Genomic DNA, 25,901 nt, shown 5'->3' with positions numbered 1-25,901 from the left:
ACCTGAGACTTCGCCAAAAGCGAAGTCTTTTTTTAACAATTTTGTGGAAAAACCCACCTTTTAAAAGATTTTTCATAAAAAATTCACTTCTTTTTGTTCCTTTTTGTCGTTTTTTGTAGGTTCATCGTTAAGATGCGATTAGGCAACAAAGAAAGCGTTATCAAAAAAAGGGGGTCCACGTATGAAAAAGTTAGGGTTAGCTTCTCAAATACTCATCGCACTTGTTTTGGGTGTTGTCGTAGGAGCACTATTTTATCAAAATGAAACCGTTATTAATGTGTTAACGCCGATTGGCGATATATTCATCCACTTAATTAAAATGATCGTTCTTCCAATTGTTATTGCTGCATTGATTGTAGCCGTTGCAGGTGTAGGCGATATGAAAACCATCGGAAGACTCGGTGGGAAAACGATTCTTTACTTCGAAATTGTGACAACGATTGCATTAGCAGTTGGACTGCTTGCAGCAAACGTTTTCCATCCTGGTACAGGAATTGATATGAGTAACATGGAGAAAGGCGATATCTCTAAATATGAAGAGACATCTAAGTCTTCTGCCGAAAAAGCTAGTTTCTCTGAAACGATTGTGCATCTTGTGCCAACAAACGTGTTCCAATCTATTGCAGAAGGTGATCTATTACCAACAATCTTCTTTACAGTGTTATTCGGATTAGGAATTGCAGCAGTTGGAGACAAAGGAAAACCAGTGTTAGGATTTTTTGAGGGCATCCTCGAAGCGATGTTCTGGGTGACCAATAAAGTGATGAAGTTTGCACCATTTGGTGTATTCGCGCTCATCAGTGTGACGGTGATCAAATTCGGGGTCGGAGCGCTTCTCCCGCTAGGTAAACTGGTACTTGTCGTTTACGGCACAATGGCATTCTTCGTTATTGTCGTACTTGGCATTATCGCAAAATTAGCTGGAACAAGCGTCTTTACACTATTTAGAGTGTTAAAAGAAGAAATCATTCTTGCATTCTCAACAGCAAGTTCAGAAGCTGTATTGCCTAGATTAATGGATAAAATGGAGAAGTTCGGATGCCCGAAAGCGATCACGTCGTTCGTTATCCCAACAGGCTATACCTTTAACTTAGATGGAAGTGCCATCTATCAATCCATTGCCGCCATATTTGTTGCACAAATGTACGGCATGCCTCTTTCCATCTATGAGCAAATTACGTTACTATTAATCTTAATGCTCACATCAAAAGGAATGGCTGGTGTACCAGGTGCATCGATCGTTGTTGTCATCACAACACTTGGAGCAATGGGACTTCCACTTGAAGGACTTGCCTTCATCGTTGGGATCGACCGTATCCTTGACATGGTTCGTACAACTGTTAACGTATTTGGTAACTCACTTGCAGCCATTGTCATGTCTAAGTGGGAAAAAGTGTTTGATCAAGAGAAATCGAAGAAGTATATTGAGGAATTAAAACAACAAACAAAAGCAGCGTAAAAGGAGATCTTTTCAAATGACGAAGCTACAGGACAAGCAAGTTCGTATCGAACGAGACTTTCTAGGTGAAAAGGAAGTAGACACTCAAGCGTATTATGGAATTCAAACATTACGTGCAGTAGAGAACTTTCCAATTACTGGCTACCATGTTCATGAGGAACTCATCAAAGCATTAGGGATTGTCAAAAAGGCAGCCGCACTTGCAAATATGGATACAAAGCGACTATATGCTGGTCTTGGAGAAAAAATTGTTCAAGCCGCAGATGAGGTTATTGAAGGAAAATGGAACAATCAATTTATTGTCGATCCAATTCAAGGCGGGGCTGGCACTTCAATGAATATGAATGCCAATGAAGTCATTGCAAACAGAGCGCTTGAACTACTAGGAAAGGAAAAAGGCGCTTATACTGAGCTAAGTCCAAACACGCATGTGAACATGTCGCAGTCAACAAACGACGTTTTCCCAACAGCGATTCATATTTCAACATTGAATATGATTGAAAAACTACTTTATACGATGGAAAACATGCATCAAGTCATGACAGAAAAAGCGCAAGAATTCGATCATGTCATCAAAATGGGACGTACGCATCTTCAGGACGCTGTTCCAATCAGACTTGGTCAAGAGTTTAGTGCATATGCAAAGGTTCTTGCTCGTGATATTAAACGAATCAAGCAGTCTAGACAGCATTTATATGAAGTCAATATGGGCGCAACAGCAGTTGGAACAGGACTGAATGCTGATCCTAAATATATTCGCCAGGTAGTTGGTTATCTAGCTGACATTAGCGGATTACCGTTAGTTGGAGCAGAAGATTTGGTCGATGCTACGCAAAATACAGATGCTTATACAGAAGTATCAGCTGCACTGAAAGTATGTATGATGAATATGTCCAAAATGGCAAACGATATTCGTTTGATGGCTTCAGGTCCTAGAGCAGGATTTGGTGAGTTGCACTTGCCGCCAAGACAGCCAGGTTCATCCATCATGCCAGGGAAAGTCAACCCAGTTATGCCTGAGGTCATGAACCAAGTGGCATTCCAAGTCATCGGAAATGACCACACGATCTGTCTTGCATCAGAGGCTGGTCAGCTTGAACTGAACGTCATGGAACCAGTTTTAATATTCAATTTACTACAGTCACTCAGCATGATGAAAAATGTATTTGAATCCTTTGTCGATAACTGCTTGCGTGACCTAAAAGCAGATGAATCGAGATTAAAAGAATATGTAGAAAAGAGTGCCGGTGTCATGACGGCGGTCAATCCGCATATTGGTTATGAAGCTGCTGCACGAATTGCGAGAGAAGCCATCCTTACAGGCGCATCTGTACGTGAGCTTTGTCTGCAAAATGATGTGTTAACAGAGGAAGAGCTTGATGTGATCTTAAATCCTTTTGAAATGACGAAACCAGGTATTGCTGGTGCATCACTTTTAGAAAAGGATCGTTTAGAAGATTAAGCGGCATCATGAGAAGCGCACACCGACAAATGTCCGGTGTGCGTTTTTTCATGGACTGTTTGTTTTTCTGAAGCTCACATAGTATACTATCGTCAATTATTAGGGATGTGACTGCGTTTGAATCTACTGAAAAAATGGTTGAATACAGAGCCTTATTTAATTATCATGCTCATTGTTCTGACTCCGATTGGTGGAGAGCTGAAATTTTATCCATTTGAGGATAGCTTTCGGGTGAGCTTTGGAACCGTTGTCTTTTTCTTTATCCTGCTTCAAATGAAAAAATTCCCGGCATGGGCAAGCGGCATCATTGCGGGGGGATCAGTGTTTGCATTCCGGGTGCTTCTTGATACCGCTGTGTCAGGCCACTTAGCGCTGGAAGAGGCCGTTTCTTTAAGATTTCCTTCCCTGCTGTATTACGTCGTCTATGGTACGCTTTTTTATGTATTACAGGTCAGACGTTTCCGTGATAAGCCTTGGCTGATTGGGGCGACAGGGATCATCATGGAACTATGCGCAAGTGTAGTTGAAATGATTGCACTCAGGGGAGCCATTGATGAAATTTTAACAGTGAGAACGCTGTTTCAACTATTTGTATTGGCGATTTTCAGAAGCTTTTTCGTATTGGCTTGTTATACGATGATTCGATTATACGAAGAACAGGCGAGAGAGCGCCAAATGAAGAAGGAAAAGGAACACCTGTTGATGCTGCTGTCGAATCTTTATACGGAATCTACATATTTTTATAAAACCCTTGCACATGCTGAGCACATTACAGCTACTTCATATCAATTGTATCAATCTCTGCATCATGCAAAGGATACGGAATCATTAGATTTGAAAAAGCTCGGAAAAACAGCCCTGCAAATTGCAGGTGAGGTACACGAAATCAAAAAGGACAATCAGCGGATTTTTTCTGCTTTATCCAAGCTGATTCATGAGGAAAAATTTCAGGAGTATGCAAGTCCTGCTCATATCGCTGGACTTGTGATCCGTATCCATGAAAATTACGCGGAATCTCTTAAAAAACACATCGTTTTTCATTATGATGAAGAAGGACAGCACCCTGCTTATCATGTGTATACCATTCTATCTTTATTAAATAACATTGTATCCAATGCCATTGAAGCCATTCCGGTGAATGGAGAGGTATCACTATCCATTTCACGGAAAGAGAATGATGTGATCTTTCAAGTCAGTGACAATGGGCCAGGCATTAAAGAGCGTAACCATCATGTGATCTTTAAACCGGGCTTCACTTTAAAATACGACCAGGCCGGGAACCCATCAAGCGGCATCGGTCTTTCCTATGTGAAAGACACAGCCGAGAAGCTTGGCGGAAGTGTTGAAATGAAGAGTATCCCAAATCAACAAACGAAGTTCACTTTAACGATACCAATTGATCAAGTCAGCAGAAAAGAGGGAAATGGGAGATGAGATTTTTTATTGTCGATGATGATGAAGCTGTTCGTTCTTCACTCGCACAGCTCATTGAAGATGAAGAGCTTGGCTTTGTGGCCGGGGAAGCAGAGGATGGTGCTGAAGTAACAGCGAGCTACTTAAATGATTTGCACATTGATATCTTGTGTATTGATCTATTGATGCCGGAAAGGGACGGGCTTGAGACGATTCGAGCGATCAAGGATGAATTTCATGGGAAATATTTAATGCTGTCACAGGTAGAAACAAAGGAACTCATCGGCCAGGCATATACGCTCGGTGTTGAGTATTATGTGACAAAGCCGATCAATCGGGTAGAGGTCTTAAGTGTGCTCCACCTCATGATTGAACGTCTGCATTTAGAGCACTCAATTGAAAATATTCAGCATTCGCTCAAATCGGTCATGCAGTTCCAGCAGCGCGGACAGACGAAAACGAAGCAGAGGGGGAAAAGTCTTGCAGAAGCAGGTCAGTTTTTGCTGGCGGAGCTTGGGATTGTCGGCGAAAAGGGGTCTAAGGATTTACTAGATATGATTCTTTTCACAGATCAGTATTTAGCGTTACATGCCGATCAGCACGACTCTTTTCCTTCATTAAAAGTAATTTTCACTGGCATCACAGAGGATAAATTAAACGAACCTTTTACATCAGCAGACATCGCAAGAGAAGCAAAAGCAGCGGAACAGCGGGTAAGACGTGCGATCAACCAATCATTGAAACACATCGCCTCGCTTGGGTTAACCGATTTTTCTCACCCAACCTTTGAAAACTATGCATCAAAATTTTTCGATTTTACCATTGTGCGTAAGAAAATGAGTGAACTCACAAAAGAGACAAGTGGAAGAGAAGAGCACACACGTATCAATGTGAAGAAATTTGTACAGGTGCTCTATTACGAGGCAAAACGCATTTTTATGGAAGATTAAAAAAGACAGGCTCTCTATAAGGAGGGCATGTCTTTTTTTGTGATGGATTGAAGATGCATCTGTAGCACGGAGCGCATGAGCTGAGGCGGTAAACGATGGGGCTGTACGATTCCATTCAATGCAAGCCCATTGATGACCGCATAAAGCCGCTCAGTTTCTAATAAAAGATCGACATGATCTAGCAGTAGCTCATCCTCTTTCAATTTCATTAAGCAAAATTGAACGGTTTGAAAAAGCTCGTCATACATCTTTGCATTGAGCGGCTGTAAATCTGGTTCAGTCAGTGCCTTGACTGTAAAAGCCTGCCACACCTCCATTTCAAATATTCGTTCTTCGTCTAGTGGAAGAACCTGCTCCAATAAAGTGAATACATTTTCCTCTGTTGAACCGTTTAATGGAAGCCTAGCAATTCGCTCCTTCACTCTTTCCTGAATTAAATTCATTGAGAATAGAAATAATTCTTGCTGTGTGGAAAAATAATGGCGCATAGAGCCGGCTGAAATGCCAGCTTCAACGGCTATTTTTCGTACAGAAGCACTTTCCAATCCCTCTTGTTTAATCACTCTCATAGCAGCTTGAGCGACCTTTTGTTTTTGTTTATGGTGATCGACGATTTTTGGCATACATTGATTTTAGCACAGCTATTGTTTTTTTAACACATTTGTGTTATTTTTTATTTAATACAATCGTATTAAAAAGGATGTGGGGAAATTGGTCGGTTTATTGATTGTGGCATGTGAAATTGGTTTTTGGCTGTTTATTCTAATGGGCTTAACACTGCGTTATGTGTTTAAACAGAAAAAATGGGGTGCTTTCTTTCTTGTCTGTACCCCGGTTTTAGATCTCATCCTTCTTGCGGCTACTTATATTGATTTAAAGCAAGGGGCTGTGGCGAGCGTCATTCACGGGCTTGCGGCTGTTTATATTGGTGTGAGTCTGGCCTTTGGACATCAAATGGTGAAATGGGCGGATGCTAAGTTTGCTTATCGTTTTGCAGGTGGTCCTAAGCCAAAGGGGAAACCAAAGTACGGGAAGGAGCGGTCTTTGTATGAAATGGTGGGCTGGACACGTCATTTCATCTCTTATGTCATCGGAGCGGGGCTGTTATATGGATTGACCTATCTCATCCAAGCACCAGAACGAACGGAATCTCTGATGCAGCTTGTCAGTGTGTGGGGGATGGTCTTAGCCATTGATTTCATCATTAGCATCAGCTACGTCATTTGGCCGAAAAAACACCCAGAAAATGTAGCAGGTTGACAAAAAAGACAGGCGGACTCATTCCACCTGTCTTTTTGCTATGAGGACAATCCTTTGTAAATGGTGTCGATATTCCATTTCATCATGTGATAGTAGCTGTCCCCATCTTCACCTTCTTTGCCGATAGAGTCCGTAAATACTTTCCCCTTAATCGGAACTCCTGTTTCCTCAGATAGGCTTTCAAGGCTGCGCTTATCTACACTTGTTTCAAGAAAAAGGGCAGGAACTTGATGGTCTTTGACAAAATGAATGATGCGCTTCATTTGTCCAGGTGTTCCTTCACTTTCTGTGTTGATCTCCCAAATGTAGCCGGCTTTCAGTCCATACGCATCCGCAAAATATTTGAATGCCCCTTCGCTTGTGACAAGGAGTTTTTTGTCTTTTGGCAGTTGATCAAACTTGTCTTTTGCTTCATCGTGAAGCGTTTGAAGCTTTTTGATATAGGTTTCAGCATTTTTCTCGTAATCCTCTTTATGCTCAGGATCTGCTTGAATGAGCGCATCTCTGGCATTTTGCGCATAAAGAATCCCATTCTCGACATTCAGCCATGCGTGTGGGTCCTGCTGGCTTTCAAGCCCTTTTGAAGATAAATGCTTCACTTTGACGCCTTTACTCAGCTCGGCTACAGGTGCATCATCCCCGTCCTTGCCGCTCGATTCAAGCAGTTTTTGAAACCAGCCATTCCCTGTTTCAAGGTTCAAGCCATTAGATAGAACAAGGTCTGCATCCGTCGTATACTGAACATCCTTTGGTAGTGGGTCAAATTCATGTGGGTCTGTACCAATGGGAACAATGCTGTGAATAGAGACATGCTGTCCTCCTACTTCCTTCACAATGTCATAAAGAATGGAGTAGGTTGTGACAACTTTTAATTTACCGTCATCTTTTCCGGAACTTTTTTGCTGAGTAGAACAGCCTGCGATGACCAAAAGGGCAATACATACTGCGGTCAAACGGATTGCTAATACCTTCTTCATATATGTCCTCCTTTTACATAGACGCTTCCTTTTTTAGCTGTGTTCGTTTTCGCTTCGATTTTAAGGATCTCCACAATATCCCTTGTTTCGGTGAAAAGATAAAGGCACTGCCGAATAATATGGTCGCGACCAGCACAATGGAAGCACCAGACGACAAGTTATACGTAAAGCTGAGCCCAAGTCCTACGACAGCTGAAACTGCTCCAAAAAAAGCAGATAAATAAATCATGATCCATAGCCGGTCTGTCAGTAAATAAGCGGTGGCAGCTGGTGTAATAAGCATTGCAACAACAAGAATAATACCTACAGTTTGCAGGGACGCCACGGTCACTAAGGTCAATAAGGTCATGAGGAAATAATGGATCATGCGATTCGGTAAACCGTAAACCGAAGAAATCACTGGATCAAATGAACTAATGAGCAGTTCTTTGTAGAAAACGATGACAGCCAGCAAAATGAAAATGCCGATGCCAAGCGTGATCCACATATCAGATGAACGAACGGCTAGTACGTTTCCAAACAAGATATGATATAAATCGCTGGAACTTTTCAAAAATGTAATCAAAATGATCCCAATGGAAAAAAAAGCAGTGAATACGATCCCGATGGCAGAATCATTTTTAATGCGGCTGTTTTGACTGACATATCCGATGCCGATGGCTGTCAGTACACCAGTTAGAACCGCACCAAAGAAAAAGTTAATGCCGAGCATATAAGAGATGGCGACACCTGGAAGTACAGCGTGTGAAATCGCATCTCCCATCAAAGCCATTCCCCGTAAAATGATGAAGCAGCCGATGACGCCGCAGATGATCCCTACCATAACGGATGTAAATAACGCTTTTTGTAAAAATGCATATTCAAAAAGTCCGGTTAAAAATTCCATTACGCGTCTCCTCCTGCTGATTTTAAAAATGGCAGCTGTGTTTCGTATGCTTGGAGCATGACCTCAGGACGAAGAATATCATGTACAGGGCCTGCTTTGACCAGCTTCTTATTTAAAAGAACGAGATGGCTGAAGTAATCATCGGCCTTACTTAAATCATGGTGGACGACCAGAATGGTTTTTCCTTCATCTCGTAATTCCTTCAAAATGCGGATCATCGTTTCTTCACTTGCCATATCAATTCCGACAAATGGTTCATCTAAACAAAAGAGCTGTGCGTTTTGAGCGAGTGCTCGCGCAAGGAAGACACGCTGCTGCTGACCGCCAGATAATTCCCCAATCTGTCTTTTGGCAAAGTCCTGCATCCCAACCTTTTCTAAGCAATGGTACGCATAGGCACGGTCTTCTTTTTTCGGTCGTTTGATCAATCCGAGCTTTGGGTATGTGCCAAGCAGTACAGTATCTAGCACATGGATAGGAAACGTCCAGTCTAGATCATTTCTTTGCGGGACATAGGCGATCTGTTTTCTCACTTGTTTAAAAGGTTGTTCAAAAAAGCGAATGTCCCCTTGATCCTTTTCAATTAAATCCAAACATGCTTTCAATAAAGTCGATTTACCAGCACCATTTGGACCAATGATTCCAGTCATCGTACCTTCCTGTATGGAAAGAGAGACGTTTTCTAGTGCATCCTGTCCGTGGTATGAGACATACAGGCGGTCGATTGTTAAAGCATATGACATCTCTTAAGACCCCTTTCGATCATCAATTGCGTTTCCTAAAAATATATGCATATATTTAATAATTTTGACTAAAGGATGAAATGATTCTCTAACGCTAATTTGTTTCCTTGAGGAAACTTTTATCTTATTCTAAGCGTATGTCCTTCTTTTGTAAAGAGAAATGCTGAATATTCCCATCAAACGATCGTTTCTATGTTATGCAACGAAGAGGGGACACGAGCATGGATTATTGAAAATTCACATGACATCCTGAATACGAAAAATCTCAAAAATTTGTTTATAAATGATTGACAGTTTGTAAGAACTCCTCATATAATAAGGGTAATTCAATATATGAATATGTGCTCATATATAATATCTACAGCAGCTGATAGGTTTGATTGAATCAGGGAAGGCTACTTATATAGAAAAAGGTGAGAACATGAAAAAGATGAAGGATGAATACGTATTAAGCGGTCTCGATTGTGGAAACTGTGCCCGTAAAATTGAAACAGGTGTCAGCAAACTTGAAGGAGTGGAAGCCTGCTCAATTAATTTTGCGACGGGTACATTAACTGTGACACATGCTGATGCACAAGAAACGATGTCAAAGCGTATTGAAAAAACCGTTCAGTCCATTGAACCTCATGTGAGTGTATCACCAAAAGAAGAAGGACATCACCACGATCACGATCATGGAACAAAGAATTTAAAAACGATTGTACTGAAATTAATTGGTGGTGCAGTCATTGGAACGGCGGCTTATTTTATACCTGACAATGGCTTACTGAAGTTCATCATGTTTTTCGCCGCGTATTTACTAGTTGGCGGAGATGTTGTCTTGAAAGCGCTGAAAAATATTGTGCGCGGTCAAGTATTTGATGAGAACTTCTTAATGACCATAGCCACAGTTGGTGCTTTTGTGATTCAGCAGTATCCTGAGGCACTGGCAGTCATGCTGTTTTACCAAATTGGAGAACTGTTCCAAGGGGCAGCTGTGAACCGCTCTAGAAAATCAATTAGCGAATTAATGAATATCCGTCCAGAATACGCAAACCTCAAAGTGGGGCAAGAAACAAAAAAGGTAAAGCCGGAAGAAGTCAAAGCGGGTGACCGTATTGTCGTCAAACCAGGTGAAAAAATTCCTTTGGATGGACGCGTGATAGACGGTTATTCTCTTGTGGATACCTCTGCACTAACTGGTGAGTCTGTTCCAAGAGATGTGGAAGCAGGAAAAGAAGTGCTTGCTGGATTTGTGAACCAAAACGGCATTCTTGAAATTGAAGTGCAAAAAGAGCTCAGTGAGTCAGCGGTTACGAAGATTTTGGATTTAGTCGAAAATGCAAGCAGCCGTAAAGCGCAGACAGAAAACTTTATCACAAAGTTCGCTAAATATTATACACCTGCTGTGGTCGTGCTAGCTTTATTGCTTGCCTTTGTACCACCGCTTCTCATCCCATCAGCTCAATTGTCTGATTGGGTGTACCGGGCACTTGTCTTCCTTGTCATTTCGTGTCCATGTGCTCTCGTTGTATCCATTCCATTAGGTTTCTTTGGCGGGATTGGTGCCGCATCAAAACGAGGCATTTTAGTGAAAGGCAGTAACTACTTAGAAGCCTTAAACTCTGTGCGCTATGCGGTGTTTGATAAAACAGGTACTTTGACAAAAGGAAACTTTACAGTCACTCATATCGAAGCAGCGAATGAGAAATGGTCAGAAGAGGAATTGCTTTCTTTTGCGGCACTGGCAGAAGCACATTCTTCGCATCCGATTGCAGAATCGATTAAAGCGGCTTACGGAGCGTCTCTTGATGAGAGTCAAATCGAATCTTACGAGGATATTGCGGGTCATGGGATCAAAGCGACAATTCACGGAGCCCATGTATTGGCAGGTAACCATCGCCTGATGGAACGAGAGGGCATTTCTTTTGAAAAAGAAAAACGAAGCGGAACGGTTGTGTATTTAGCAATAGACGGTGAGTTTGCGGGATCGATCTTGATTGCAGATGAAGTAAAAGACGATGCAGTTGAAGCGATATCTTCTCTAAAAGCTGCGGGCATTCAAACCGTGATGCTTACAGGGGATGCTGCGCAAGTAGGAAATGCAGTCGCGCAGCAGATCGGCATTGACGAAGTTCACACTGAATTATTGCCACAGGATAAAGTCGCCAAAATCGAAGACATGTATGAGAAAAAAGCATCTCAAGACAAATTATTGTTTGTTGGTGATGGCATAAACGATACGCCGGTTTTGGCAAGAGCGGATATTGGTATTGCCATGGGTGGACTTGGTTCAGATGCAGCAGTTGAAGCGGCTGATATTGTGATTATGACAGATCAGCCATCGAAGGTAGCGGAAGCTATTGCTGTCGCTAAAAGAACGAGAGCCATCGTATGGCAGAATATTGCGTTTGCTCTTGGGGTGAAAGCCGTCTTTCTCATACTTGGTGCATTCGGTATTGCAACGATGTGGGAAGCCGTCTTCTCGGATGTTGGTGTCACTGTTCTGGCTGTTTTAAATGCGATGAGGGTTATGAAATAAAATTGTAAGGAAAAATTCATGAATAGCGTCTTTCATAATAGACCCCCTCTTGTTAAAATAGAAGAAGTTGGATAATGGCATTTTCTTGAGCTGTTATCCTTTTTCTTTGTGAAGGAATGAATGAAAAAGATAAGGTAGGTGCTTTTGTGAGTAAAAAAAATAATCAATCTTCATCCATCAAGTTTGCAGTTATATTAACCATCATTGCAGCTCTTCTCATCGGTATTTTCGTTGTGATCGGTAACAACAACAGCCAAGAAGCACAAACAGTCGACAGTAAGCCGTCTATTAAAGGACAGCCTGTCATGGGAGATCAAAAGGCAAAAGTGCAAGTTGTCGAGTTTGGGGATTACAAATGTCCATCATGTAAATCATTTGAGACTGACATTTTCCCAAAATTGAAAGCAGACTACATAGATAATGGCGATGTATCCTTCTCATTTATTAACTTACCACTGCCTGTTCATGGGGACGGTGCGGTATTAGCAGCACTGGCTTCTGAAGAAGTGTGGAAAGAAGATCCGAAAAACTTCTGGGCATTTCATGAAGCGGTCTACAACGCACAACCAGATAGTGAAGCAGAATGGGTAACGCCAGCAAAGCTCACCGAATTGGCGAAGAAGACAACGAAAATTGATACGGACAAGCTGAAAGATAACCTATCGAAGAAAACATATCAGCCACAGCTGAACACAGATGATCAGCTGGTGAATCAATACAAAGTAAATGCAACACCAACTATTTTCATTAACAATAAACAAGTCCAAAACTTTTATGACTATGATGAAATCAAAGAATTAATTGATCAAGAGCTGAAAGGGAAAAAATCATGAAGAATAAACTGATTTACTTATACAGCGCTTGGATCGTCTCGATTGTGGCGACGATGAGCAGCCTGTATTTAAGCGAAGTAAAGAAGTTTATTCCATGTGATATGTGCTGGTTTCAGCGCATTTTCATGTATCCGCTTGTGCTTTTACTTGGAATTGCTACATTCCGTGGCGATGTCAAAGTGAAGTACTACGTTCTCCCTTTGGCTGGGATTGGTGCTTGCTTTTCCATCTATCATTATATGGAACAAAAGATTCCAGGCTTTGCATCGATTCGTCCTTGTCTAAGCGGTATTCCTTGTTCCGTTGATTATCTGAACTGGTTTGGTTTTATCACCATTCCACTCTTAGCTCTCATTGCATTTATTCTGATCATCATTAGTATGCTGCTTTTAAATGCAAAAGAAGATTGAGGAGATAGCCTGCTTAAAAGCAGGCTATTTTTTATTTTTGCAAAAAGATAAAATTTAAAGAAAATTTGTATTGCTTTTCATTTGTGTCAGATATACATTAAGGGGAGAGTGTTAGATGATCAGACAATGGTAAGGAGATAAGCGGAAAATGGCATGGGAAGTGTTAAGTATTATTGGTATTGTGGCATTCGCCATTAGTGGTGCGATTGTCGCAATGGAAGAAGAGTACGATATTCTTGGTGTGTACATTTTAGGGATTGTCACAGCATTTGGCGGGGGAGCGATTCGGAATCTATTAATTGGTCTTCCGGTGTCTGCTTTATGGTCACAGGGCAAAATGTTTACCATTGCCCTTGTATCCATTACGATCGTGTTCCTATTTCCAAAGCTTTTGCTCAAGCACTGGAGCACGTGGGGGAATTTCTCGGATGCGATCGGTTTAGCAGCCTTTGCGATTCAAGGCGCATTATTTGCTGTACAAAGAGAGCTCCCGCTCAGTGCGGTCATTGTGGCAGCCATTTTGACTGGAAGCGGCGGCGGCATTGTGCGTGATTTATTAGCAGGACGAAAGCCACTTGTGCTAAAAGCAGAGATTTACGCAGTATGGGCAGCCCTTGGCGGTTTACTCGTCGGACTCGGCTTAGCGCAAGGAGAGCTTGCTTTATATCTGCTGTTTGTCATCCTCGTCATATGCAGGGTTTGTTCCTACTTATTCAAATGGCGGCTTCCCGCTAGGTCTTATTTTTTAAATAAAGGGTAAAGAAAAGGGCGATGTCGCTCTTTTTTTTATGTGTTATTCGAGCTTGATGTCAGCAGGTCAAGCTGTTTTCGTGTAAAATAAAAGTAGGTTCTTTATTCATCATTGGAACAATACACGAGATGAAAATGTTGTCATTTGACTGAATATGTAGATTCAGTCTTTTTTTGCCTAGATGGATTGTTATGTGTTGGTTTCGCTTTTTGCGGGATACTAAAGAAACGCTCATGACCGAACGAATGGACCTGAAAGAAATGAACACATCTTTGCATGTAAGCAAAACATGACGGAAAAAATGAAATGGGAGGGACATGTACTAGTGGAGATTTTTTTGGCAGTGCTCGTACTACTAGCACTCATTGCATCATCTAATATTATCAATCGTTTTCTGCCCTTTATTCCAGTTCCATTAATCCAAGTGGGTTTAGGGATATTGGTCGCAGCTTTTCCTTCAGGTTTACATATTTCTTTAAATCCTGAGCTATTCTTCGTTTTATTCATTGCACCGCTGTTATTTAATGATGGGAAGCGTACCCCAAGGGACGAGCTGTGGAAATTAAGAGCGCCCATTCTTCTATTAGCTTTAGGGCTCGTATTTGCGACGGTCATTGTCGCAGGATATACCATCCATTGGATGATTCCAAGCATACCACTTCCAGCTGCATTTGCGCTTGCAGCGATTTTATCACCGACAGATGTAGTGGCTGTAAGTGCCCTTTCCAGCCGTGTGAATATGCCGAAGGGGATCATGAGACTGCTGGAAGGCGAAGGGCTGATGAACGATGCGTCAGGACTTGTTGCTTTTAAATTTGCTATTGCAGCAACGGTTACAGGGGCATTTTCCATTGCAGAGGCATCCTTTAGCTTTGTTCTGATTGCTGCTGGCGGATTATTGACCGGATTTATTCTGTCGTTTTTTATCATTCGTTTCCGCTATTTTCTCCGCCGTTTAGGCATGGACGATGTCACAATGCACATCATCCTGCAAATCCTCACGCCGTTTGTGATTTATTTAGCAGCGGAAGAAATTGGCGTATCCGGCATTTTAGCCGTTGTTGCCGGTGGTGTGACACATGCCATCGAGCAAGACCGAATGGAAGCGAATTTAGCAAAACTGCAAATTGCTTCTTCAAACACGTGGAATATTATTTTATTTATTTTAAATGGCCTTGTTTTCGTTTTACTTGGATTACAAATTCCTGATGTATCGACCGTCATTTTCCAAGATGAAGCCTTTAATAATATGCAGGTCATCAGTTACATTTTAATCATTACATTCTGTCTGATGATTCTCAGATTCCTATGGGTATGGCTGTTCTGGGCAGGGAACTGGAGTGTATCGAAAAAGAAGAACGCGAAAAAACCGAAGCTGCGTGCTTCCATGCTGATGACATTCTCTGGTGTTCGTGGTGCTGTTACATTAGCGGGTGCTTTCTCCATCCCGTTTACGCTTGCAGACGGATCACCATTTCCTGAGCGTCATTTAATTATTTTCCTCGCAGCAGGCGTCATTTTATGTACACTCATTTTAGCGAGTGTGCTACTGCCTATTTTATCGGAGAAAAAAGATAAGCAAGTGGATGTGGACTTAGATACAAAGATTCAGCACGCAAAACGGAAGCTGCTGAGAAGTGCCATTAAAACGTTAAAAGAAGGAATGAATGAGGACAATCGAGAAGTCTCCCTTGCACTCATCAATGATTTCCGAATGAAGCTACGAAATATTCAGCGGGAACCGTACCAGTTTGGTATGAGAAAACAAGAGAGAAAAATCAGACTGCATGGTATTAAAGCAGAACAGATGAAACTTCAGCAGTTGATTGAGGAAGAGAAAATCGACAAAGAAGAAGCATATGAGCTGCAAGAGAGATTTCATGAGCTGGAAATGCTCTATTCCAACTCTTTTAAAATTCGTTTCTCAAAAGTGAAGTTTCTGCGCTTACTACAATGGCTTCAATTGTGGCGTCCGCATCAGCGTATTTCGAGCGGCATATTAGAAAACGAGGAATCGTATAAACAAATCCGTAAGAAAACGGCTGAAGCTGCGGTGGATTCTATTAAGCACCATATGACCGAAGACAATCAACAAACGTGTCATCAAGTCATTGGGTTTTACAATCAAGTGATTTTCCGCTGTGAACATGGTCCTTCTTTCTTCCAGCAAAAGGATCGTACGTTTGACCGGAAGAAGAAAGAGCTTAACTTCCAAGCCGTACAGACGATTCGTAATGAAATCCAAACTTTATATGAAAATGGCGAAATCAATCGTGATATTGCCCATCATTTAAGGGAATATATCAATGACATGGAAGCAGTCTTACTGACCAATACATGATGTTGTCATCTTCTCCCCTTTGTTTTATGATGAAAAAAAGAGACGAGCAGGGGGAGAGGCAGGATGACATATTACGGAGCGATTGAAGCTGGGGGGACAAAGTTCTGCTGTGCCATTGGTAATGAGCATGGGGATATCATAGAGGAATTAACCATTCCAACAGCGCACCCGGAAAAAACCATCCAATCACTTATTCCATTTTTTCAGCAACATGAAATTGCAGCATTAGGGGTTGGTTCCTTTGGACCGATTTGTGTCCAGAAAGACGATCCTTCTTACGGTTACATCATGAATACGCCGAAAGTTGAATGGAAGCATTACCCGTTGATACCTGAGCTGGAGAAACAATTAGGTGTACCGGTGTCCTTTACGACAGATGTCAATGCCGCAGCATTAGGTGAACTGACAAAAGGGGCCGCCAAAGGGCTAAGCAGCTGTCTGTATATCACGGTCGGTACGGGGATTGGTGCCGGGGCTGTTGTGAAAAATGAGCTTCTCCACGGTCACTCACATCCAGAAATGGGACACATCCTGGTCAGGCAGCATGAATCAGATCAGTTCGCAGGTGTCTGCCCGGCGCATGGTACTTGCTTAGAAGGACTTGCGGCAGGACCATCTATTGAGGCAAGGTGGGGAAAGCCGGCTAAAGAGCTTACCGAAGAAGATGAAGTTTGGTCTCTTGAAGCAGATTATTTAGCACAGGCATTAATGCAATACACGCTGATATTAAGCCCAGAACGCATCATCATGGGTGGAGGCGTCATGAAGCAAAAACAGCTATTTCCGCTCATTCGAGAGAAGCTGGCAGCGTATGTCAATGATTATGTCGACATGCCGCCGCTTGATACATACATTGTCTCTCCTGGACTTGAGGACAAGGCAGGTATGACAGGTGCTTTGCTGCTAGCGATTGAAGCGAAGAGAAACGCCTGATAATAGAGTTTTCAAACGCAACATGAGATAATGAAAAAGATGGAATCTATGAAAAGGTGGTTGTTAACATGGTCAAAAGCTTGAATGATACCGTAACACTAAATAACGGAGTAGAAATGCCATGGTTTGGTTTAGGTGTATTCAAAGTGGAGGACGGCAACCAAGTGGTTGATGCCGTAAAAGCAGCCATACGAAACGGTTATCGCAGCATTGATACGGCTGCCGTTTATAAAAACGAGACAGGCGTAGGGAAAGCCATTAAAGAATCTGGCGTAAAAAGAGAAGAATTGTTCATTACGTCAAAAGTATGGAACACAGATCAAGGATATGACAAAGCACTCGCTGCATTCGACGCAAGCTTAAACCGGCTCGGTCTTGATTACTTAGACCTCTATTTGATTCATTGGCCTGGACCAAAAGCAGATACATTTAAAGAGACATGGCGTGCGCTTGAGAAGCTTTATAAAGATGGAAAAGTAAGAGCGATTGGTGTCAGCAACTTCTACGTGCAGCATTTAGAAGAGCTGTTAAAAGATGCGGAGGTTGTTCCAGCGGTGAACCAAGTGGAGTTTCATCCAAAACTGACACTTGTAGAATTACGACAATATGCGAAAGAAAAAGGCATTCAAATTGAAGCATGGTCTCCGCTGATGCAAGGAAAGCTTTTGGATCATGACGTATTAAAGGAAATTGCAGCACAATACAACAAATCTGTGGCTCAAGTGATCTTGCGTTGGGATCTGCAAAGCGGCGTTGTCACCATTCCAAAATCAATCAATGAAGATCGCATTAAACAAAATGCCGACATTTTTGACTTCAAGCTTTCACAAGAAGACATGGAAAAAATCAATGCACTTAATAATAACGAACGTGTCGGGTCTAATCCAGAAACGATGACGGTTGGGTTTGAATAAATAAAAAATCCCCTCAGCGTGTAGACTCGCATATTTTGTCAGGGCGTGCTGGTGCTCACGAATGTCAAATTTACTCCGTGCCAGTACTCGTCCTTCCTACACTAGCAAAGGTTTTCTATCACGCTGAAAAGAAGACAAAGGGCTAAAATCAAGTTCATTTTAGCCCTTTGTCAACAATCTGAATCCCTTTCTCTTTTTGAGAAGGGGATTTTTTAATTCCTGCTTCGGCGCACAGCCAACAGCATGAGGAAAGACAGGATCACAATACAAATGGTCCAAGCCCATGCAAGTTCCATTCGTCCAGAATCAATCGCCACATAGATGGCTGTTGGGAGGGTTTGCGTTTTCCCAGGAATGTTGCCAGCGAACATTAAAGTCGCTCCAAATTCTCCTAACGCCCTTGCAAAACTTAGAACCGCACCAGAGAGAAGAGATGGCAGTGCGAGTGGGACGGTAATATAGGCAAAGACCTGGAAAGAATGCGCACCATCAACTTTTGCAGCACCTTCAATGTCTGACTCAATCGTAGAAAAACCAGCTTTCGCTGATTGATACATGAGCGGGAATGCGACAACTGTCGATGCAATGACCGCTGCCCAATAAGTGAAGATGACAGGCTGATGGAAGATCCATTCAATCGCTTGTCCAATCACGCTGTTCTTCCCGAACGCAACGAGCAGCAGAAATCCTACGACAGTTGGCGGAAGGACAAGCGGCATCATGAGGAGCGTTTCCACGATCATTTTCCCTTTGAAAGATGTACGGGCCATCCAAAAACCAATGGACGTTCCTAAAACGACAGCCAATAACCCGCTGAAAGCAGCCACTTGTACGGACAGCCAGATAGGTGAAAGAAAATCTTCGGTCAGCATCGGCATTATTTCACTTGAAAGCCGTACTTTTTAAAAATCGCTGCGGCTGGATCTGATTGGATATATTGAAAAAATGCTTTCGCCTCTTTCATGTGATCGGTCTGTTTAACAATGCCAACAGGATAAATGATGGGGGAATGCATGTCTTGATTTGCCTCATCTACTATCTTTACTTTGCGAGAAACGAGCGCGTCCGTCTTATACACGACACCAGCTTCCACATTTCCTGTTTCGACATAGTTTAATACTTGACGAACATCCTTGCCATAGACAGCATTCTGTTTCACTTGATCCCATATATTCAGTTTTGTGAAAATCTCTTTTGCATATGTACCAGCAGGAACAGATTCAGGTGTGCCAAGCGCTATCTTTCCTTTTATGTGATCAACATCGCGAAAGGTTTTGATAGAAGAGGAACCTTCTTTTGGCACGATGAGGACAAGCTCATTTTGTATGACATCCTTTGTATGATCCTGATCAATGTCGCCAGATTGAAAAAGGTCATCAAAAGGCTCTTCAGCTGCTGAGAAGAAGAGATCCGCTTTTGCTCCTTGAGCGATTTGCTGTTTCAATGCGCCGGATGATCCGAAATTATTCGTGAGTGCCACGTTTGGATGATCATCTTCATAGGCAGATTCAATCTCTTTCAAAGCATCCTGCAGGCTTGCCGCCGCTGAAATCACAAGTTCTGTCTTTTTGCTTTGATCTGATGACGTCGACTCCGTTTGACACCCAGTCAGGAGCAAACAGATGGTGACGTAGGTTAAGAATAAATATTTCATGATCACACCTCTTTATCATTCAACATCATGTGTATCCTTTATTATAATCAAACTTATTTGACCATTCATAGGCTTTCAGGAAAAGAGAAAAGAAAAAGCCGCCAGAGGGCAGCTTTTAATGCTGATAAAAACGTAGTAAGTTCCCGTTGATCACTTTATCTGATAGAGACAGCTCTTTATTGGCTTTTTCTATATAAGGCTGGCATACTTCATCTTCTTCAACAGGTTGTTTTGTTTTTTGATCATAGCACGTGTTCTTTGTATAAAGATAATCATCCGTAATAAAGTTTCCATTTCTCAGCACAGCGAACGGTGTCCGTTCATTGGAGAAAAGATCATTCCCAAATTGAATAGAATCTTTTGATTCAATGCCGAGTAAATGAAGAAGTGTCGGTTTGACATCCATTTGACCGGCTGTTTCAGAAATGGTTTGAGGGGCCTCGTCTGTCACTCCAGGAATGTAAATCAAAAAAGGGACCCGCTGCAGTTTAACCGCATCAAACGGTGTGATTTCATCCTGCTTCAGCAGCTCTGCCATTGCCTCATGATGTGCTTCTGAAATGCCATAGTGGTCTCCCATCAGGACAAACATTGTATTTTCATATAGTCCTACTTCTTTCACTCGTTCAAAGAACCTTTTGATGGCTTCATCTTGATAGCGGACGGTGGTCACATAGCGGTTTAAAATGGTGCTAGTTGAATCGTATTCATCAATGAACTGATCCTTTGGATCAATTTCAAATGGGAAGTGATTGGTTAAGGTAATAAACGTGCTGTAATAAGGCGTCTTCAGCTTTTTTAAATAATCGATGGATTGGTCAAAAAAGTCGATATCCTTTAAGCCCCAGCCAGTCGAATTCTGTTCATTGACATCAAATGAATCGACATCATAAAAGCGGTCAATCCCAAGAGATTCATACATCACATCACGATTCCAGAACGTTTTATTATTCGCATGAAATTGGACGGATTGATAATTCTCTTTTTTCAATTGCTTGTACAGTGTGTCATATTCGTTGTCACTCGCTGTGAAAAAGACAGCGCCACTGCTAGATGGATAGAGGGAGTTTGCGACGATAAACTCTGAGTCTGACGTTTTGCCTTGTTCTGTCTGCTGATAAAATTCATCAAAATAGAAGCTTTTTTTGGCAAGTTCATTTAAAAATGGCGTGATGTATTGTCCATTCACCTTTTGATTCATGACAAATTGCTGCGTTGATTCAAGTGAAATGAACACGACATTTTTGCCTTTAGCAAGTCCAAAGTAGTCTTCATTCGGTGCACTGTAATCAGCTTTTGTGTAGTTTGCCACTGTTGAAAGTGTATCTTCGTCAGCAAAGGCTTTTTGTCCAATTCGTGCTGTTTGAGCGGCACCGTCATACAAATGGAATTGAAACAGCCCAAGGTTTCGTACAATGACTTCTCGATCATATGAGCTTGTCAAAAATCGAGGGTGGTCCATCAAAGCTGAGCTGACATGGAACAATAGCAAGCTGCAGCAAACCACATAGTATGTTTTGATTGTCTTAAAAGACGCTTTAGGTGATAACGGTTTCCGTTTTAAAAGCCATGCCAGCACCACAAAATCAATCAGCATGAGTATAAATAGCGGATGAAACAATTCAGTCATACTGCTGCCCATATCTCCCATGTTCTTTGCTTGAAATAAGACAGGAATGGTAATGAAATCAATATAAAAACCGTAAAAGATCGTATTCGATATCAAAATGGCTGTCAAAATAAAATTTGTGGTCAATAAAAAGACCTTTTGTTTCGTTTCATTTAAGAAAAGAGCAATCCCAAACAAAGGGAGCAAAAAGCTAAGTGGATTGATCAAAAGCAGCCATTCGTGAAACAGATTGGCCGTTCGTATATGAAATCCGAATTGATAAATGATGTATGTTTTCATCCACATAAAGAGGATGGAGTACACTAAAAACCAGTGATTTTTGAAAAACGCTTTCATTTATGTAACTCCTCACCATTCTGTATTCAGCTGCAAGGCAAAAACACTTATCTTAAAACTACTAAAAAAATGAGGAATGATCAATTCATATCCTGCTTTTTTGCAAAACTCTTTTTCTTTTTCTAAAACGGCAATGGGATGGATATTCCGCAAATGACAGCCATGTAATAGCAGGTGACAATGGTCAGAGCAGCTAGTACGACTTGTTCTCCTGTGCTGCCTGTTTTGACATAAAAGGGGAGACGTACTTTCATGGTTGCAGGGAACAAAAATTTAATACCGTTCACTGTGCCTGCATCAAGGATGAGGTGGCTTGCCATCCCAACTAGTAACCCGGTACTGAGGCTGTCATTTGGAATGTATGTTGTCGCAATAAAATAAATGATCAGCAGAAATAATAAACTATGTGTAAAGGTGCGGTGACCGAACACACTACTGATCAGTGTGGAAAGGAGCGGGAATTTCCTGCCGATTTTGCTTTTCGTATGACATAGATCTGGGATGAGGGCACCTACTGATCCAGCAGCAGCCATCGTCACTGGTTCGAATCCGTAATAATAGGCGACGGCTGTGGAGGCGGCAATTCCGCCCATAATATGTGTTTTTCCTGTCATGATGCGTACTCCTGTTCTGTTTTTTGTTCAAGTACTCACTATATCAAGGGTGAATCCATTCAGCAAGGCTTATTTCTAAAGAAAATGGGATAAAATAGTTGGCTGTTTGGAAAAACATTCTATAATAAGAAGGAAGTCATGTTGACACTAACGATAAGGATGCGATTCGGATGAGTAATGCAGACATTTTAAAAGAAATTGTTCTTGTACATTATGAAGTCAGCCGTAAATTAAACCGCAAGTTACTTGAGTTAGAAAAAGACATCACGCCTCCACAGATATATGCTCTTTCTATATTGATACAAGGAAAAGTATCACATGCTGAAGAGCTCAAACAAAGACTCTCTCTCAACCCAGGTGCCGCTTCCATTGCCCTCAATAAATTATGTGAGCAAGGCTACATTCAGAGAGAACGGGACAAGGACGATCATTCCCTTGTCCGGCTAGAAGCCACGGAAAAAGGGCTGGCTATTTACGAAAAGCATACACGTCTTTTTGGAAAGGTGATTCAGCATATGATGTCAGACTTCACAGAGGAAGACTTAAAGACCTTTCTAACGTATTTGCAAAAAATGAGACAGACCTTTCACGATGAATGAACCGCTCCTCTTTGTATAATGCTGAGCGCTGTAGCACAAATTAAACAGGCAAAGGCATTTTATGAAAAGGGGGGAAATAGCGATGTCATTTTTCCAAAAGGATAAAAAGGCGAAAAGCGAGAAAGACCATCAGCAGGTTGATCAGCTGTTAGAAGAAGCAAGTAAAGAACTAGCAGGCGATCCGCTTCAAGAAGCTGTCCAAAAGAAGAAAAACAACCATCAATAAGCTGACAAAAAGGCGGAGAATCATTTCTCTGCCTTTTTTCTATGTTTTTCCCTTTGACAGATATGAGAATGTTTGATAACCTTCGTGTAGTAAAAATGAATAGAAATCCTCACGCTATGTCTCAGTGAGGTAGAGGTTGCGCGGATGATGAGTCACTCATGGGAGAGATGGAATCGTTGATCATGAGAAAAAAGGCATCAGCGCCGAAGTGTAGAGAGAGCTCCAACTTTCTTTATGCTGGGTCTGCATTGAACAAATGCAGGACTGCCACGTCTTTGAAGCGTGGAGGGCTATCCGGAGATCAAGGTGTATGTTTTGAAAAGCATGGACTTTTGTTCAGGCTTTTTTTTATGTTCTGATTGCCTAAGAAAAGGGTATGCTGGTAAGAAAGTGACCCAACATGAACATAAAGAATGCAAGTCATTGCTTCACAAATATATCAATGAAGATACTGCCGGGTCTGGTCCAAAGTGAATATAACGGAGGTACGAAAATGGAACAGACAAAAAAATGGGGTTTTTGGTTATTGACGGCTTTTGTCGTCGGAAATATGGTAGGTTCAGGCATCTTTATGCTGCCTAGTACACTTGCCCAGCATGCAAGTCCTTTAGGTGTGACGATGGCATGGCTTGTCACAGGTGGCGGCGTACTGATGATTGCCTTTGTGTTTGGACATTTGTCCATTCATAAACCGCAGCTGACAGCTGGACCACAAAGCTATGCAAGAGCGCTTTTTAAAGATCCGAAAAAAGGAAAAGCAGCCGGTTTTACAATGGTTTGGGGATATTGGGTGGCAAGTTGGATTAGTAATGTCGCCATTATCACAAGCCTAGCTGGTTATTTAACAACCTTTTTCCCAATTTTAACCGTGAAAACGGAGATCTTTACTTTTGGAAAAGAAGCGATCACACTTGGTCAGCTCACAACGTTTATCGTATGTACAATCCTTCTATGGGGAACTCATACGATTTTAATTACAAGCTTAAGCGCAGCAAGTAAGCTGAACTTTATTACGACCTTTTCAAAGGTGCTTGGATTCGTCCTTTTTATTGTCGCAGGCTTATTTGCATTCCAAACCGCATTATTTGAACATTATTACTTTCCTGTTGAAGCAGCAAGTGGTGAAGGAGTGCTCGGACTTGGAGGCCAAATTCATCATGCGGCCATTTCCACACTATGGGCATTTATCGGCATCGAATCTGCTGTCATTTTATCAGGAAGAGCTTCCTCGCAGCGTGATGTCAAACGTGCGACGATTACAGGACTTTTAATTGCACTGTCTATTTATATGATTATTACCTTGATTACAATGGGCGTTCTGCCGCATGATCAATTGCAAGGTTCTGATAAACCATTCGTAGACGTGCTTCAGCTCATTATCGGGCCGGCTGGCGGAATTGTCATGGCACTTCTTGCGATCATTTGTTTATTTGGTTCGATGCTTGGCTGGATTTTGCTTGGTTCTGAAGTCCCTTATCAAGCAGCAAAAGCTGGCGATTTCCCAGCAGTGTTTGCAAAAACAAACAAAAAAGGTAGTCCTGTTTTTGCTTTGACTGTCACAAATATCATGTCACAGCTGTTTATTTTCTCAGTCATGTCCCGTACGATTAATGAAGCCTTTACTTTCTTAACAACATCAGCGACACTTGCGTATCTCATTCCGTATATCGTGTCGTCGATCTACAGCTTTAAGGTCATCATGCAAGGTGACACATATGAGCTCCAAAAAGGAAACCGGACAAGAGACGGGATCATTGCGCTTGTGGCCATGGGGTATTCCGCTTGGGTCATTATTTCAGGCACAGCTGATTTAAAAACATTTGGTCTTGGTATTGGATTGTTCTTAGTTGGCATTTTACTGTACCCATTCATGTCCAAAAAATTTGCCAAAGGTACAGTTTAAAAAATACGTTTCTCCAGCATTGGAGAAACGTATTTTTTTATGAGGCAGATGTTAATCGATCCACAATAAATTCGAGCTGACCTTCTAGTGACACAGGGTCATTAAAGAAGTAACCGACTGTATCTGTTTCAAATACGCGTTTGTTTTGGACAGCAGGAAGTGATGCCCAGATGCTGCTTTTATACACTTGATCGCCATTACTTTTTGAACCACTCCATGGGCTTGTGAAAATATAATCACCTGCAAATTCTGGAAGCTTTTCAAGAGAAATGTTTGCATAACCGACACCACTGTCGATGGCTTCTTTTTGGACGGCCTTCGGAGCTTTTAATTTCAGCTCGTCATAAATGATTTCACCACCGCGTGCAAAAGTGTTACCGAAAATGTAAATGCCCTTATCGAATGGTGATACGATCGAAACGGTTTTGTTTCCTACAGCTTTTGTTACTTTTGGTTTCACTTCAGCAATTTTGGCATTCCATTTTGTGATCCAATCCGTTGCTTTTTTTGATGTACCTGTCATTTTACCGAATTCTTTTAGCTGGTCTTTAAACGAATATTGATTGTATTGAATGGCAACTGTAGGTGCAATTTTTTTGTATTGATCAAATTTCTCATCTTCTCCCCAAGCAATGATCATATCCGGCTTCAAAGAGGCTACTTTCTCAACAGAGGGAGATTTTCCAATATTTTTCACTCCATCTGTTTTTCCTTTATAGAAAGGGTTTTTAAAGATGGGCGCAGTGGCAGCAATTGGGGTTTTGCCGAGTGTGACGAGATCCCCGTAATAGCTTTCCGCCAGAAGCACAATACGTTTTGGGTTTTGAGGCAGTTTCACTTCACCCTTTACATCTTGATAGGTGATCGTGTCATTTTTTTTGGCTCCCGATTCTTTATTGGAAGTGCTGCCGCAAGCAGCAGTAAAAATCATAAGGGTCATGAAGGAAATCAAAAGAAGTCCAGTTCGTTTTTTCACTAAAGTTCGCTCCTATTCAATTGTTTATGATAATGATTCTCATTCGCGATTATATCTTAACATGATAGAAGAAAAAATGCATCGGCTATTTTATGACCAAAATGAAAATG

At 41.7% G+C, this 25,901-nt stretch carries 24 protein-coding genes and 1 riboswitch; of the genes, 15 read left to right on the top strand and 9 right to left on the bottom strand.

All coding sequences use genetic code 11. The features are described 5' to 3' along the window. The first annotated feature begins 181 nt into the window (after positions 1-181). The 4 genes from MHH31_RS15560 to MHH31_RS15545 all read left to right on the top strand — a co-directional run bounded on the left by MHH31_RS15560 (position 182) and on the right by MHH31_RS15545 (position 5,284). The gene (locus tag MHH31_RS15560; RefSeq protein WP_007500222.1) at positions 182-1,459 is read left to right on the top strand and encodes a cation:dicarboxylase symporter family transporter; all 1,278 of its coding nucleotides are present in this window, start codon (positions 182-184) and stop codon (positions 1,457-1,459) included. A gap of 16 nt (positions 1,460-1,475) precedes the next feature. Continuing rightward, positions 1,476-2,921, top strand: a complete 1,446-nt coding sequence (aspA, locus tag MHH31_RS15555) for an aspartate ammonia-lyase (RefSeq protein ID WP_342494976.1) — start codon at positions 1,476-1,478, stop codon at positions 2,919-2,921. A 117-nt stretch (positions 2,922-3,038) separates the two neighbouring features. Beyond that, positions 3,039-4,355, top strand: coding sequence for a sensor histidine kinase (locus MHH31_RS15550; protein WP_138826433.1), 1,317 nt, complete (start codon positions 3,039-3,041; stop codon positions 4,353-4,355). Continuing rightward, positions 4,352-5,284 (top strand): response regulator, encoded by a 933-nt coding sequence (locus MHH31_RS15545; RefSeq protein WP_048002947.1) that lies wholly within the window; start codon positions 4,352-4,354, stop codon positions 5,282-5,284. Before MHH31_RS15550 ends, MHH31_RS15545 begins: the two co-directional genes overlap by 4 nt. Before the next feature lie 14 nt (positions 5,285-5,298). Here MHH31_RS15545 and MHH31_RS15540 read toward each other — a convergent pair whose 3' ends face one another. Then, on the bottom strand, positions 5,299-5,907 hold the full coding sequence (locus tag MHH31_RS15540) for a TetR/AcrR family transcriptional regulator (protein WP_019743630.1): 609 nt from the start codon (positions 5,905-5,907) through the stop codon (positions 5,299-5,301). A gap of 88 nt (positions 5,908-5,995) precedes the next feature. Between MHH31_RS15540 and MHH31_RS15535 the strand changes: the two genes are divergently transcribed. After that, positions 5,996-6,544, top strand: coding sequence for a hypothetical protein (locus tag MHH31_RS15535; protein WP_019743629.1), 549 nt, complete (start codon positions 5,996-5,998; stop codon positions 6,542-6,544). Between the two features lie 38 nt (positions 6,545-6,582). On the opposite strand, the gene MHH31_RS15530 is transcribed toward MHH31_RS15535, so the two are convergent. The 3 genes from MHH31_RS15530 to MHH31_RS15520 are packed head-to-tail and all read right to left on the bottom strand — an operon-like array spanning position 6,583 to position 9,150. Further along, a complete protein-coding gene (locus MHH31_RS15530) occupies positions 6,583-7,521 on the bottom strand; it encodes a metal ABC transporter substrate-binding protein (RefSeq protein WP_108610975.1) in 939 nt (312 codons plus the stop codon). 13 nt (positions 7,522-7,534) lie between these two features. Then, positions 7,535-8,407: a metal ABC transporter permease gene (locus tag MHH31_RS15525; RefSeq protein WP_007500236.1), complete on the bottom strand. Its 873-nt coding sequence runs from the start codon at positions 8,405-8,407 to the stop codon at positions 7,535-7,537. After that, entirely contained in the window at positions 8,407-9,150 is a 744-nt protein-coding gene (locus tag MHH31_RS15520) for a metal ABC transporter ATP-binding protein (protein ID WP_019743627.1), read from the bottom strand. Before MHH31_RS15520 ends, MHH31_RS15525 begins: the two co-directional genes overlap by 1 nt. A 421-nt stretch (positions 9,151-9,571) precedes the next feature. Between MHH31_RS15520 and MHH31_RS15515 the strand changes: the two genes are divergently transcribed. The 7 genes from MHH31_RS15515 (at position 9,572) to MHH31_RS15485 (ending at position 17,853) form a co-directional block, all read left to right on the top strand. Further along, entirely contained in the window at positions 9,572-11,671 is a 2,100-nt protein-coding gene (locus tag MHH31_RS15515) for a heavy metal translocating P-type ATPase (protein ID WP_342494975.1), read from the top strand. 116 nt (positions 11,672-11,787) lie between these two features. Next, positions 11,788-12,504 (top strand): DsbA family protein, encoded by a 717-nt coding sequence (locus MHH31_RS15510; protein ID WP_008347618.1) that lies wholly within the window; start codon positions 11,788-11,790, stop codon positions 12,502-12,504. After that, a complete protein-coding gene (locus tag MHH31_RS15505; protein WP_007500241.1) occupies positions 12,501-12,914 on the top strand; it encodes a disulfide oxidoreductase in 414 nt (137 codons plus the stop codon). The genes MHH31_RS15510 and MHH31_RS15505 overlap by 4 nt, the downstream gene beginning before the upstream one ends. Positions 12,915-13,062: 148 nt before the next feature. Beyond that, a complete protein-coding gene (locus MHH31_RS15500; protein WP_007500242.1) occupies positions 13,063-13,674 on the top strand; it encodes a trimeric intracellular cation channel family protein in 612 nt (203 codons plus the stop codon). A 316-nt stretch (positions 13,675-13,990) separates the two neighbouring features. Continuing rightward, positions 13,991-16,006 (top strand): Na+/H+ antiporter, encoded by a 2,016-nt coding sequence (locus MHH31_RS15495; protein WP_024719813.1) that lies wholly within the window; start codon positions 13,991-13,993, stop codon positions 16,004-16,006. Between the two features lie 63 nt (positions 16,007-16,069). Beyond that, positions 16,070-16,939 carry an ROK family protein gene (locus MHH31_RS15490; protein ID WP_217967832.1) on the top strand — a complete coding sequence of 290 codons (870 nt, stop codon included), beginning with the start codon at positions 16,070-16,072 and terminating at the stop codon, positions 16,937-16,939. A gap of 68 nt (positions 16,940-17,007) precedes the next feature. After that, a complete protein-coding gene (locus tag MHH31_RS15485; RefSeq protein WP_342494974.1) occupies positions 17,008-17,853 on the top strand; it encodes an aldo/keto reductase in 846 nt (281 codons plus the stop codon). 212 nt (positions 17,854-18,065) lie between these two features. On the opposite strand, the gene modB is transcribed toward MHH31_RS15485, so the two are convergent. From modB to MHH31_RS15465, 4 genes are all read right to left on the bottom strand, one after another. After that, the gene (gene modB, locus MHH31_RS15480) at positions 18,066-18,731 is read right to left on the bottom strand and encodes a molybdate ABC transporter permease subunit (RefSeq protein ID WP_041507764.1); all 666 of its coding nucleotides are present in this window, start codon (positions 18,729-18,731) and stop codon (positions 18,066-18,068) included. Beyond that, positions 18,731-19,507 carry a molybdate ABC transporter substrate-binding protein gene (modA, locus tag MHH31_RS15475; protein ID WP_342494973.1) on the bottom strand — a complete coding sequence of 259 codons (777 nt, stop codon included), beginning with the start codon at positions 19,505-19,507 and terminating at the stop codon, positions 18,731-18,733. Before modA ends, modB begins: the two co-directional genes overlap by 1 nt. A gap of 115 nt (positions 19,508-19,622) precedes the next feature. Next, positions 19,623-21,473, bottom strand: coding sequence for an LTA synthase family protein (locus MHH31_RS15470; protein WP_342494972.1), 1,851 nt, complete (start codon positions 21,471-21,473; stop codon positions 19,623-19,625). Positions 21,474-21,595: 122 nt separating this feature from the next. Continuing rightward, positions 21,596-22,087, bottom strand: a complete 492-nt coding sequence (locus tag MHH31_RS15465; protein ID WP_008347118.1) for a metal-dependent hydrolase — start codon at positions 22,085-22,087, stop codon at positions 21,596-21,598. Positions 22,088-22,257: 170 nt separating this feature from the next. Here MHH31_RS15465 and MHH31_RS15460 point away from each other — a divergent pair, with 170 nt between their 5' ends. From MHH31_RS15460 to MHH31_RS15450, 3 genes are all read left to right on the top strand, one after another. Continuing rightward, positions 22,258-22,686, top strand: coding sequence for a MarR family transcriptional regulator (locus MHH31_RS15460; protein WP_007500254.1), 429 nt, complete (start codon positions 22,258-22,260; stop codon positions 22,684-22,686). Positions 22,687-22,768: 82 nt separating this feature from the next. Then, positions 22,769-22,912, top strand: coding sequence for a small acid-soluble spore protein SspJ (sspJ, locus tag MHH31_RS15455; protein WP_008347117.1), 144 nt, complete (start codon positions 22,769-22,771; stop codon positions 22,910-22,912). A 122-nt stretch (positions 22,913-23,034) separates the two neighbouring features. After that, a riboswitch (Lysine riboswitch) is annotated at positions 23,035-23,213 on the top strand. 192 nt (positions 23,214-23,405) lie between these two features. After that, the gene (locus MHH31_RS15450; protein WP_035701368.1) at positions 23,406-24,815 is read left to right on the top strand and encodes an amino acid permease; all 1,410 of its coding nucleotides are present in this window, start codon (positions 23,406-23,408) and stop codon (positions 24,813-24,815) included. Positions 24,816-24,852: 37 nt separating this feature from the next. On the opposite strand, the gene MHH31_RS15445 is transcribed toward MHH31_RS15450, so the two are convergent. Then, positions 24,853-25,791, bottom strand: a complete 939-nt coding sequence (locus MHH31_RS15445) for an ABC transporter substrate-binding protein (RefSeq protein WP_342494971.1) — start codon at positions 25,789-25,791, stop codon at positions 24,853-24,855. Between the last annotated feature and the right edge of the window lie 110 nt (positions 25,792-25,901).

The sequence above is a fragment of the Bacillus sp. FSL K6-1033 genome, from assembly GCF_038630765.1.
Classification (GTDB): Bacteria; Bacillota; Bacilli; order Bacillales; family Bacillaceae; genus Bacillus; species Bacillus altitudinis.
The sequence above is the reverse complement of the archived record's forward strand: the minus strand, read 5'-3'. Positions and strand labels throughout refer to the sequence as shown.